General features: G+C 34.7%; 14 protein-coding genes. 10 read left to right on the top strand and 4 right to left on the bottom strand.

Going from position 1 to position 12441, the window contains the following annotated elements:
- Positions 1-144: 144 nt before the first annotated feature.
- The 7 genes from OO712_RS05035 to trpA all read left to right on the top strand — a co-directional run bounded on the left by OO712_RS05035 (position 145) and on the right by trpA (position 6773).
- Positions 145-1494, top strand: coding sequence for an anthranilate synthase component I family protein (locus OO712_RS05035; protein ID WP_109877115.1), 1350 nt, complete (start codon positions 145-147; stop codon positions 1492-1494).
- Complete coding sequence (locus tag OO712_RS05030) at positions 1491-2096, top strand: anthranilate synthase component II (protein WP_109877116.1); 606 nt, start codon at positions 1491-1493, stop codon at positions 2094-2096. The genes OO712_RS05035 and OO712_RS05030 overlap by 4 nt, the downstream gene beginning before the upstream one ends.
- Positions 2097-2113: 17 nt before the next feature.
- Complete coding sequence (locus OO712_RS05025) at positions 2114-2641, top strand: hypothetical protein (protein WP_109877117.1); 528 nt, start codon at positions 2114-2116, stop codon at positions 2639-2641.
- Positions 2638-3678, top strand: a complete 1041-nt coding sequence (gene trpD, locus OO712_RS05020) for an anthranilate phosphoribosyltransferase (protein WP_109877118.1) — start codon at positions 2638-2640, stop codon at positions 3676-3678. Before OO712_RS05025 ends, trpD begins: the two co-directional genes overlap by 4 nt.
- Positions 3678-4454 carry an indole-3-glycerol phosphate synthase TrpC gene (locus OO712_RS05015; RefSeq protein ID WP_109877119.1) on the top strand — a complete coding sequence of 259 codons (777 nt, stop codon included), beginning with the start codon at positions 3678-3680 and terminating at the stop codon, positions 4452-4454. The genes trpD and OO712_RS05015 overlap by 1 nt, the downstream gene beginning before the upstream one ends.
- On the top strand, positions 4451-5650 hold the full coding sequence (gene trpB, locus OO712_RS05010; RefSeq protein ID WP_109877120.1) for a tryptophan synthase subunit beta: 1200 nt from the start codon (positions 4451-4453) through the stop codon (positions 5648-5650). Before OO712_RS05015 ends, trpB begins: the two co-directional genes overlap by 4 nt.
- 319 nt (positions 5651-5969) lie before the next feature.
- Entirely contained in the window at positions 5970-6773 is an 804-nt protein-coding gene (trpA, locus tag OO712_RS05005; protein ID WP_109877121.1) for a tryptophan synthase subunit alpha, read from the top strand.
- Between the two features lie 182 nt (positions 6774-6955).
- On the opposite strand, the gene OO712_RS05000 is transcribed toward trpA, so the two are convergent.
- Positions 6956-7768, bottom strand: coding sequence for a cupredoxin domain-containing protein (locus OO712_RS05000; RefSeq protein ID WP_109877122.1), 813 nt, complete (start codon positions 7766-7768; stop codon positions 6956-6958).
- Between the two features lie 79 nt (positions 7769-7847).
- On the opposite strand from OO712_RS05000, the gene pyrG reads away from it, so the two are divergent.
- Both pyrG and OO712_RS04990 read left to right on the top strand, forming a co-directional pair.
- The gene (pyrG, locus tag OO712_RS04995) at positions 7848-9449 is read left to right on the top strand and encodes a glutamine hydrolyzing CTP synthase (RefSeq protein ID WP_109877123.1); all 1602 of its coding nucleotides are present in this window, start codon (positions 7848-7850) and stop codon (positions 9447-9449) included.
- A 70-nt stretch (positions 9450-9519) separates the two neighbouring features.
- On the top strand, positions 9520-9675 hold the full coding sequence (locus OO712_RS04990) for a hypothetical protein (RefSeq protein ID WP_160049221.1): 156 nt from the start codon (positions 9520-9522) through the stop codon (positions 9673-9675).
- 4 nt (positions 9676-9679) lie between these two features.
- Here the strand turns inward: OO712_RS04990 and OO712_RS04985 are convergent, their stop codons facing one another.
- A complete protein-coding gene (locus tag OO712_RS04985; RefSeq protein WP_109877333.1) occupies positions 9680-10678 on the bottom strand; it encodes an NAD(+)/NADH kinase in 999 nt (332 codons plus the stop codon).
- Positions 10679-10771: 93 nt separating this feature from the next.
- Positions 10772-10972, bottom strand: a complete 201-nt coding sequence (locus tag OO712_RS04980) for a hypothetical protein (RefSeq protein WP_109877124.1) — start codon at positions 10970-10972, stop codon at positions 10772-10774.
- 122 nt (positions 10973-11094) lie between these two features.
- Between OO712_RS04980 and OO712_RS04975 the strand changes: the two genes are divergently transcribed.
- Positions 11095-11304, top strand: coding sequence for a hypothetical protein (locus tag OO712_RS04975; protein ID WP_109877125.1), 210 nt, complete (start codon positions 11095-11097; stop codon positions 11302-11304).
- 45 nt (positions 11305-11349) lie between these two features.
- On the opposite strand, the gene OO712_RS04970 is transcribed toward OO712_RS04975, so the two are convergent.
- Complete coding sequence (locus OO712_RS04970; RefSeq protein ID WP_109877334.1) at positions 11350-12219, bottom strand: PfkB family carbohydrate kinase; 870 nt, start codon at positions 12217-12219, stop codon at positions 11350-11352.
- Positions 12220-12441 lie beyond the last annotated feature (222 nt).

The raw sequence follows: 12441 nt of genomic DNA, 5'->3' as shown, positions 1-12441 counted from the left end.
ATTACCATACGTTCAGATACGATATAAAGGTACCGTACTATACCGTAACTTTATCATGCCTAAAGCGAGTATTTTAAACAAAAACGGCATCGTCTGCCCCTACTCATCAATTTAAATAATAATACATCAAAATTTTGTACATGGGTGGACATCTTTGGAAATGCTCAAGCAAAAATAATACCCCTAGATTTATCTGAAAACCAATTTCAAATTTATAATAAAATCTCAAGAAATTACTCACATTCATTCCTGTTTGAGTCATTAACAGGTCCTGAGGTTTTGGCAGAAACCTCAGTGATGGGGTTTGATCCAAAAATAGTTCTCAAAGGATATTCAGACAAAGTTGAAATAATTTCGGATGGAAAAACACAAACGATTCAAACCACAGACCCATTTTTAGAACTAAAAAAAATATTAGGAAAATCAGATGATCAGAGTTACAGATACTTGGGAGGGGCAGTAGGAGTTGTGAACTATGATGCAATCAGACTAGTAGAAAATATTGCGGATTCACATGATTCAAAACAACCACTAATGGAGTTTGGAATTTATGACGATGGAATACTTTATGATAACGTACACAAAAAGTTATTCTATTTCTATCATGATGAAAATAGATTTGACAAATTAATAATGGGAGAAGATGTTTTTGAAGAATTTCATTCAAGTGAAGTGACTCCAAACATGGACAAAGAAAAGTTTTCTGAAATTGTGAATAAAGCAAAAAAATACATTCATGATGGAGATATTTTTCAGGTTGTATTGTCTAGAAAATTTGCATTCAAAAACAATGGAGACCATTTAACATTGTACAAAACACTACGAAAACTAAATCCATCCCCATACATGTATCATTTAAAACAAGGTAGAAAAACCATCATCGGCGCATCACCAGAAATGTTAGTTAGAATCACAAAAGACAAAGTAGAAACATTCCCGATTGCAGGAACTAGAAAGATTACCAATGATGAGAAAGAAAACAAAAAGTTGGCAGACGAATTAATTCATGATGAAAAAGAACTGGCAGAACATACAATGTTAGTAGATTTGGGCAGAAACGATATCGGAAGGGTTTGCAAATATGGCACAGTCCATCCAGAATCATTGATGCAGATAAAACGATTCAGTCATGTTCAGCACATAGTGAGTCATGTTATAGGCAATTTAGATCCTAAAAACGATATGTTTGATGCGTTTCAAGCAGTTTTTCCCGCAGGAACAGTTTCGGGAGCACCAAAGGTCAGAGCCATGGAAATTATTGATGAATTAGAACCTGAAGCAAGAGGCCCATATGCTGGTGCAGTAGGATATTTCTCATACAATGGTTGTTGTGATTTTGCAATTGCAATTAGAAGTATTTTCATTGAAGATAATGAAGGATTCATACAATCAGGGGCAGGAATTGTTTCAGATTCAATTGCTGAAAACGAATTCAGAGAAACAGAACATAAAGCAGGAGCCATGCTTCAAGCACTAAGAGAGGCATCAAAATGAAATTTCTAATCATTGACAACTATGATTCATTTGTATATAACATTGCACAGTATCTAGGAGAATTAGGAGTTGACTGTGAAGTCATACGAAATGACAAGATTACACTAGATCAGATTAAACAAAATAATTATGATGGAATAATAATTTCTCCAGGTCCAGGAACACCTGAAGATAAAAAATATTTTGGTGTTTGCTCAGATGTCATTAAAAATATTGGTCCAACCACACCAATTCTGGGAGTTTGTTTAGGGCATCAGGGAATTATTCATGCATTTGGTGGCAAAGTAACTAATGCAGGATGTGTTAGACATGGCAAGACAAGTCCAGTAAAGCATACAAATTCAGGATTGTTTCTAAATGTAAAAAATCCATTTAGAGCAACACGATACCACAGTTTGGTTGGAGATAAAACAAAAATTCCAGATGATCTAGAGGTAACTGCCACAGCTGACGATGATGGAGAAGTAATGGCAATTACACATAAAAAATACCTAATCCAAGGCGTACAATTTCATCCAGAATCAATTATGACGGAGAATGGCAAAAAGATTCTAGAGAATTTTATAAGTCAAGTGAAGGAGAAAAAATCACGTTCAAAATAGAACAGGAGATGGTTTCCATGACAGAAATGCTTACTGATAGAGAAAAACTTGTTTCAGTCTATGGATTCACAAAATACTATTCAGATGAAAATATTCCAGATGATTTTATTCACATGTTAGTGGAGCAATGCGTTAAAAAAAACACAAACCTAGAAACAGTTGATCTGAAAAAAGAGATAGAAGGATTAGATAATTTTTTGACATTTACAATAGAATCTACAATGCAAAATATTGAAAAATCAGTTTTGTATAAAAGAATAATTTCAGATATTCCAAAGCCATTCACAGTGGGAGATTATCTCAAAAAAAATGCAAGAGAGGCATTAATTTTTGTATATTCAGTAGGAAAAGGAATCGAGGACGCATCAAAAGAGAGCAACGTTCCATTTGATTTTCAAAACTATATAAAAAAATTTGATGACTGGGTATTTTATGAGAGTTTTTCAGATAAAGAGTTTGAAGAGATTCCCAAACACACACTAAGGTTTCTAAATACAGTCACTGATGAGATCAAACGAAAGCCGGAATCAGGAGAGAGAGAATGATTTCAGAGATCATTGCAAAACTTCAACAAAAAACTGATCTAAATTATGATGAGATGAATTCGGTCATGACAGATATTCTATCAGGAAAAACAGATGATGAACAAAATACAGAATTTTTATCATGTCTTGCAGAAAAAGGAGAGACAGATGATGAGTTATTAGGGATGCTCGATAAAATGCAAGAGTTTTCACTCAAGGTCCAAACAAAAAACAGAGGAACAATAATCGACATGTGTGGCACTGGAGGAGATAAGATTCGGACGTTTAACGTGTCAACTACCGCATCGTTTGTTGTAGCAGCTGCAGGCGGAATCGTTGCAAAACATGGAAATCGTTCAAGCTCCGGAATTTCAGGAAGTGCAGACATTTTTGAATATTTTGGATATGATTTGAACCTAGAACCTGCACAAATTTCAGAAATTTTGCTAAAGCACAACATTTGTTTTATGTTTGCACAAAAATTTCACCCTGCAATGAAGCATGTGTCCAAAGTAAGAAAACAACTAGGAAGAAGAACTGCATTTAATTTGCTAGGACCGCTATCAAATCCTGCAGGAGTTAAAAATCAACTAATAGGAGTATCATCAATAGAATATCTTGACAGACTACCTGCAATTTTGAAAAGAAAGGGGTCACAAAACATCATGACAGTACGTTCCGATGATGGAATGGACGAATTTTCCACAAGTGCTGCCAACAGAGTATGTATTTTGAGAAATAACAAAGTGTTGATGAATGTAATTGATCCAGTGGTGGTGGGACTGCACAAATCAAGACTTGAAGACATACAAATCAAGACAAAGGAAGAAGCCATAAAATCATTTGTGGGGGTTCTCAACAATACAGCAACCCAAGCTATGATTGAGACTACGGCATTAAATGCAGCTGGCGGGTTAATCGTTGCTGATATTGCCAATAATTTCGAGGAAGGAGTAGACATTGCATTAAATACAATTAAAGACGGCAAAGCATTTTCATTGCTAGAGAAATTTGTTGCAGATACAGGAGACATTTCAAAATTAAATGAGTTGGTATAATGGCAGAAAACATCCTTAGAAAATTAGTAAATAATTCTCAGATGGCAATCGATGATGGAATATACGATATTGATGCAAAACTGCAAAAATCAAGTAAAGATTTCGTGCACATAATTAAAACAAATCCTCATGCTACACTCCTAACTGAAATTAAATTTGCATCACCGTCACTTGGAAAGATTAGAACAACATCAGATCCTGTAAGCATTGCAAACCAGATGATTGCAGGAGGCGCCAAAGCATTGTCAATTTTAACTCAACCCCACCTATTCAATGGCTCCCCTGAATTTTTCATGAAAGTGAGACAAGCATTTGATGTGCCATTATTAATGAAAGACATCATGATTGATAAAATTCAGATTGACGCAGCAAAAAAGATAGGTGCAGACTACATGCTAGTGATTCAATCATTATTTGATCAGAAATTCCTCAAAGATATTGATGAGTTCATCAGTTATGGGCACAAACAAGGATTGGAAATTTTACTCGAAGTCCACACAAAGGATGAATTTGAAAATGCCCTAAAGACAGATGCAGACATCATTGGAATTAATAATAGAAATCTAGACACATTGGAGATCGATATCAAAACTACAGAATATGTCCTAAAAGGATACGAGAAATCAAGAATAATTCTATCTGAAAGTGGAATTGAAACACCAGAAGATATCAATTATCTCAAAAAATGCGGTGCAGATGCATTTCTAATCGGTTCAAGCATAATGAAAAGCGACAACATTCAAGAACAGGTAAAAAAATTGGTGAATGCATATTGAAATATCCTAAAAATGGCAAATTTGGAGAATTTGGTGGGAAATACATCCCAGAGACACTTGTTCCAGCAATTGAGGAATTAGAAGAAAACTATCTCAAATTCAAAAATGATAAAAATTTCAAAAAAGAATTAGACTATTATCTAAAAGTGTATGCAGGACGTCCAACGCCATTATACTATGCAAAAAATTTATCAGAAAAACTAGGAGGTGCAAAAATCTATCTAAAAAGAGAAGACTTGTTGCACGGAGGAGCCCACAAGATCAATAACACTTTGGGTCAAGCACTACTAGCAAAAAAAATGAACAAAAAAAGAATCATTGCCGAAACGGGGGCGGGACAACACGGTGTCGCAACAGCTATGGCTTGTGCGGCTTTGGGAATGAATGCAGAAGTGTACATGGGATACAAGGACACCATACGTCAAAAGCTTAATGTGTTTAGAATGGATTTGTTAGGTGCAAAGGTACATCCTGTAAAATCTGGATCAAAGACACTCAAAGATGCCATCAATGAGGCAATTCGCGACTGGATTACGAACGTAGAGACAACATATTATCTTCTTGGCTCAGCTGTTGGCCCACACCCATATCCGGTAATGGTAAGAGACTTTCAAAGTGTGATTGGTACAGAAATCAAAACCCAAATGAAAAAAATCAGCAACAAAACACCAGACAGTGTAATTGCATGTGTTGGAGGAGGCTCCAATGCAATAGGAACCTTTTATCCACTTGTAGATACAAATGCAGAGATCATCGGTGTTGAGGCAGCAGGTCATGGACTAAAATCAAAAATGCATTCAGCAACACTATCAGCAGGTTCGAAAGGAGTACTACATGGTATGATGACATATCTACTTCAAGATGAAGAGGGGCAGATTACTGAGACACACAGTATTTCAGCAGGACTAGATTATCCGGGTGTTGGACCTGAGCATTCATACTATAAAGATACCAAGAGAATAAAATATCATTCAGCAACAGATGTCGAAGTAATTGATGCATTCTTAACGCTTACAAGAACAGAAGGGATAATCCCAGCTCTTGAATCAGCTCATGCCATAGCTGAGGCAATCAAAGTAGCTAGAAAAGGAAAGAGATCAGAATCAATCGTAGTGACACTTTCTGGAAGAGGCGATAAAGACGTAGAAGAAGTGCAAAAATATCTAAATAAAAATAAAAAAACGCATACCAAATAATACCTATTTAGTGTATTTTTTTTAATTTCATCTGTAGAAATTCATCCAAATAATCATCTAAACATGGCAGCTAAAAAAGCAGCAACTAAAAAAACAACAGCAAAAAAACCAGCAGCAAAAAAAACAACAAAGGCTTCAAAAAAGAAATAATCTTTTGAACCCTTGTTTTTTATTTTTAATAATTTTATTTTCAGCCACTAATCACGTAAATGAGATTTCTCTTAATTTTAAACTGCATCTCATCAGATTTGAAAACAAAATTATTGAATAGTTCAAAACAGTTTTTATTAAATGAGATAATCAAACCAAGCAAGGTTAAATGTCAAAGATTAAAGAAAAATTTGCGGAATTAGAGAAGAAAAATCAGAAAGCCTTGGTGTCATATATTATGGCAGGATTTCCTGATGAAAAGGCCACAATTTCAACAGTAAGAGGCCTTGTCAAAGGTGGAGCAGACATCATAGAGTTAGGATTTCCGTTTTCAGATCCTCTAGCTGACGGGCCCGTCATTCAGAATGCAAGTACTGTATCGCTTCAAAAAGGAGCTAAAATAAATAAATTTTTTACACTTGTTAAAAAAATAAGAAAAGAGACAAACATACCACTAGTGCTAATGACATATACAAATATTTTGTATCATAAAGGATATTCAAAATTTATCAAAGATGCAAAAAATGCAGGAATTGACGGATTCATTCTTCCGGACATGTCAATTGAAGAATCAAAAGAATACACACATGCTGCCAAAAACAATGCAGACACAGTATTTTTGATTTCTCCAAACACTACAAAAAAAAGAATAGAAAAGATTTCAAAAGCATCTACAGGATTTTTGTATCTTGTAGCAGTTTATGGTACAACGGGTATCAAAACAGGGATAAAAAATTATACACTAAAAGCAATTAAAGATGTTAAAAAACAAACAGGCGGTAAAATTCCCATAGGGGTTGGATTTGGAGTTTCAACACCAGATGATGTGAGAAAATACATCGACGCAGGTGCAGACGCAGTAATTGTTGGTAGTGCATATTTGAAATTAATTGAAAATACTCCTCAAAACAAATTAGAATCAAAGATAGCAGCATTTACAAAAAAGCTCAAAAAACAAACAATTCCCAAATAATTATCAAACCGTCAAAGATGGTGGTCAAGTATTTTACATGCATGGAGGGGGAACTTGATTTCAGTTATGACCACCAAACTAGAATGTCTTCAATAACATACACACAAAGAAAAATAAAAAAAGTTCGACAAGAATTTCTAAAACTTGTTTAAAAAAAGAATAATTTCTGTACGATTGTGTAATTACCTAGCAATTGACAATCTTGATCGAACAACAAACAAAGTTGAAAAAACACCAATACTCAGAATAGCCATTGTCAAAATTCCAAATTCCGGAATAACATAAGAGCCCATAACTTTGATTTCCTTTGAATGAGGTTTTATCGGGATGATTAATTTAGAACCTGTTGCAGTTTCTTCAATTTGAATTTCTGCCAAGTCTCCATCCACCCAAACAGTGTCAGGATTTTCAATTAATGTTGGTGGCAAAATTATAGTTATTTGTTCATTTTCAGTATCGCCTGCAATAGTGAATGTCAAAGAACGCCCATTAGGATCAACGTGTACAGCATTTGCAAGATTAGTGTCTAAAATGTATTTTACTTCAAATCCCAATCCATCATCACTGTATCCAGAGGCCACACGAGAAACAGATTGTACACTACCAGGATTCTTTACTACGTGAACTACTCCATTCATCCAAGGATGAAGACTGCAATAATAATAAAAATCACCCAGATCTGTAAATTCCTTAGTGTATGAATCACCTGCAGTAAAAAGGCCACTATCAAAAAGACCATTTTCTTCACCCGACTGAGTTACAGAGGTAATTGTATGAAACGCAGTATCAGCGTTTTTCCACGTAACAGAGTCTCCAGGATAGATTGTAATTACACCAGTTGTCACACCAGTAGATTTTTCTGACCAAAAGAACGGAGCTCCAGGATCAGATGCACCAGAAGGAATCTTGATTTCATATGTAGATGCAGCAAAAGCAAGAGTAGAGGAACCAAGAACCAGTACAAACAACACCGGTAAAACAAGAGTGATCCTCATAGAATAACAAAATACAAACTCATATTTCAACTGTTTTGATCGACAAAACATACAAAAACCAGATGCTCGTTTCATTAATGTGCAGGCAAAGTTCATTTTTGTTACAGGCGGTGTGATGTCGGGTCTGGGAAAGGGCGTAACTACCTCCTCAATTGCAAAATTATTACAATTAGCTGACCAGAAAGTATCATGTATCAAGATAGATCCGTATCTCAACTATGATGCAGGGACAATGAATCCAATTGCACATGGAGAAGTCTTTGTAACAGAAGACGGAGGGGAATGCGATATGGACATTGGAAATTATGAAAGATTCCTAAATCAGAATATTCCAAAAAGTCACAATATCACTACTGCGCAAGTATACTCTTCAGTAATCGAGGCAGAAAGAAGGGGAGAATATCTAGGAGCATGCGTACAAATAATTCCTCATGTAACGGATGAGATAAAAAATAGAATCAGAAAGATTGCTGAAGAAGAAAAACTTGATTTTTTGATTGTAGAATGTGGCGGAACCGTAGGAGATATTGAATCTCTACCATTTTTGGAAGCACTCAGACAGTTAAGAGTGGAGGAAGGGCCACAAGGAGTAATCTTTGTTCATGTAACATTAGCACCATCATTAGATGTTGTAGGAGAACAAAAAACAAAACCTACGCAACACAGCGTACAAGAACTCAGAAGAATTGGTATTCAGCCGGATTTTTTAGCAGTCAGATGCACATTACCGTTAGAAGAAAAAACAAAGAAGAAAATTGCAATGTTTACAAATGTAACACCAAATGATGTTTTATCATGTCATGATGCAAATTCAATATTCGAAGTTCCACAAATGCTGTATGATCAAGGAATTATGGATTCCATATTTACCAAATTTGGCAAGGTTGGAATGGTTAACGCTTCAGCCAACTGGGATAAATGGAATGAGATTGCCCAGAACATGGTAAATCACGAAGACCAAAAAGTAAAGATTGCAATGGTGGGAAAATATGTTACGCTTACAGATAGTTATGTTAGCGTAAATCATGCATTAAAGCATGCAGGTGCAAAAATTGGAAAATCAGTAGATATAGACTGGATAGATTCTGAGTCAATTTCAGACTATAACATACTAACAAAATATGATGGGATTTTGGTTCCAGGAGGGTTTGGTACAAGAGGCTCTGAAGAAATAATTAATACTGCAAACTTTGCACGAGAAAAAAACATTCCATATCTCGGTATTTGTTTTGGATTTCAATTAGCAGCAGTTGCATTTGGCAGAAATGTTTTGAAATTAGATGATGCAAATTCTACTGAGATAAAGACGGATGCAAAAAATCCAATAGTTGATTTGCTTCCAGAACAAAAAGATGTTTCAGATATGGGAGGATCACTCAGATTAGGAGCAAATGAAATAATAATCAAAGAAAACACAAAGGCACATAAAATTTACAACGCAGATTCCATAAATAAAAGACACAGACACAGATATGAAATAAACAAAAAATACATACCAGAATTTGAGAAAAACGGACTGATATTTTCTGCAGAAAGTGACGGAGGAAAAAGAATGGAAATGTTAGAAATCCCATCACATAGATTCTATATTGGAGTTCAATTCCATCCAGAATTCAACAGTAGGCCAGGATTTCCAGAAGAAGTTTTTGCAGCGTTTGTAAAGGCAGCGTCGGAGAAATAAGGAATTGAATCCCAATTATGGGAAATGACAGTTTTCACTATATACTTAAAAAATCAAGTTTTTGTAAGTTTTGACAGAATGTAAGGAATGTGGCAGAGTATACGAAACAGGTGTGAAAGGTTGTTGTTCTGAGGACTGTTTTAGGAAAAATATTCAGAAACGAATTGATGAAGCAGTAGAAAATGACACTTCACATACAAAAAAAATTTCCAGAGAAGAGTCTTGAAAGATTATTCAATTTTGGATATTTGGTAAATTTTCTGTCTAGCATCTCGAATAGAGACTTTCTTTTTCACGTATCCTTTTTTCAACAGATGGCTTAATGCCAATCGAACAGTTCTATCAGGAAGTAAGGTCTTGTTTACAAGATCCTTTTGGGTTAATGCGCCTTCATATTCCAATGTTTTCAACAGTAATTTTGAGCTTGGTGGCATGCTGAGTAATTCTTCTGCCAAATGAACTTTCTTAGCAAGCGCAGAGATTGCCGTAGAATCTTTTTTTAGACGAATAATTTTAGCCGGAGGGAAAAATTGAGTACATTCTACAGTTTTGTTCACCTTGAATCTATCTAGACCATCAAGTATAGCTTCACAGTGTATTCTTGCAGAGACATCGTCAATTTCAATCAGGCTTTCATTAGATACAATGATGGGTCTTCTTGTGACGTCAAGTGAATTGACAGAAATTATTTCAAACACTGCTGAATCTTGAAATAGAACGGGTCCACCTGCAGACATCGAATATGCAGAAGAACCGATTGGCGTTGATACAATAATTCCATCACTGTTATCATGCCACACCTCTTCACCATTCACTCTCAACGAATGCTCCATTAGCATGGCACTCTTTGATGAAAACACAGCAACATCATTTAGAACCGGATATACGCTTTTTCCATCAATTTTGACTCCAAGCCGCGGAACTTCCTCAACTGTATAATTTTGTTTTTTTAAAATACCAACAAATGATGAAAATTCCCTAAGTTCAATCTGTGCCAAGAATCCGCTTGCTTCTCCTTCACTAATACCCAACACAGGCGAAGTGGAATCAAATGTCCTGTGAAAATAATTTCTAACACCTTTGTCTCCCCCCAAAACAATAACGCAGTCCGCTGGTTTTGTTTTTGATTTTGTTATAGGAAATGATTTAATGGCATTTTCGTCTAAAATTTTTTTGATTATCTTTGCTGCATTTTCTGCAGTCCCAGAACCGTATATTCCTATTTGCACAGAAGAAACAATCAATTCAGTATAATAAAAGAATATTTGGTATTTTGTGCGTAAAATTTTGTATGTTAGAAACAGTCAATTGAGATTTACTGTTTATCTGCCATTTCTAGTGCACCCACATTTGACATAGATTACTTTGAATTCTCCATCAGATTTCACATTATGAGACATAGGTTTTCTACAATGTTGGCATTCTACAAATCCATGATATTCCTCAACTTTGACAATCTTGTATTGCCAAGACTTGGTATGTTCATCCCAGTATACAGAATTGATTTCTGATGGACCATCCATGCTTTGAATAAATTAAAGGGTTGTTGAATATTTGTCTTTGTTGATTTTAAGTTTCATTGTAAAAATAATTTCCTACAAGACAAAACAATAGGCTTAAGTTTGAAAATTTTCAAATCAGATTTATGGATATTTCTTCAAAAAAATTACCGATGATTTTGATTGTCATACTTTTAGGAATTTTAATAGTACAATTTGTCAGCAATGATTCAGATAAAAAATTCATAGATGTTGAAACGTGTGAAATCTGGGTTGAAGACAGTTTAACTAAAAAACCACGATACTTGGGCGAATATGATTCCAAATGCCTAGATTTTAAAAATCTAAATCCGTAAAAACGGAATTGTACAAAAAGAATAGTTTTTAAAAAATTAGGAGAACTATAAATCTCTGAATTTTATTAAATTGTAAAAATACGATGCGTTATTTTGAATTGTCCCCTTTTGAGGGATTTTCTGCAATCCTATATTTTTTGAATCAAGTGCAGCCTGAGCTGCTCCACCGGCAAAAGAGAGGGCCCACAAAAAATCCTTTTCCTTTAACATCGTACATGTGAATGCAGAGCAAAAGATATCTCCGATTCCAGTTGTGTCATGAATGTTCTTGTTTGGAAGTGTGATTGAATAAATTTTATCTTTTACCAAAAGAGACACATCGGTCTTATTTGTAAGAAGAACATATTGAACTCCTTTTTTTTGTAAAGACAACATCATTTCATCATGAGACCCATTAACAAGACATTCACCTTCCTCAGGATTAATTTTAATTGCATTCACATTTGACAAATCAAGTTCAGTTTTTTGTAAGAAGATATTATTTTGAGCATCTTTTTGTCTCAAAAATCCCTGAGGATCAACAAAAAGAAAATTTGAGTCGTCTTTAATTTTCTTGAAAACATCTTGAGAAACTTCATGGAATATAGGACTGACAATATGCCCATCAGCATCTATTTTGGAATAATCTACAGGATCACACTCATTTTCAAGTTTCAGCGTTCTATTGGAGCCATTAATGGAAATAAGAAATTTAGTGGTATTCTTTTCTGATTCAGAATTTATAAAATTTATTTTGTTTTCAGCAAGATATTGTTTAGGAAAGTCAGGACCAAATTTTGTAAAAAGATCAACATCAAATTTCAATTGCCTTGCAGTGATTCCACAGTAACATGATGAACCTCCAATCTGTTCGTATTTGGAGTCATCAATAGATATTGTATCAATTGCACAATGAGCAAATATGGCTAGTTTCATTTTTTTTATTTTAGAGACTAGAGATTTAGTTTTTTGCATTTTTTTTGTCATTGCAATCTTTACAAAGAATGGTGCCCTTTTCTATCACAAGGTCAACACCAGACCGAAAGCAACTATGACAAAGCCCACGCATTATTACATTTTAAAGTAATCAACTAGAATTAAAACAAGATCTTTTTTGGTTGAATTATAGTAAAATTTAGCAATTCCGCATTTTTCCCC

It is taken from the genome of Nitrosopumilus zosterae (assembly GCF_025998175.1).
Classification (GTDB): domain Archaea; phylum Thermoproteota; class Nitrososphaeria; order Nitrososphaerales; family Nitrosopumilaceae; genus Nitrosopumilus; species Nitrosopumilus zosterae.
This window is presented reverse-complemented; position numbering and strand designations above follow the sequence as displayed.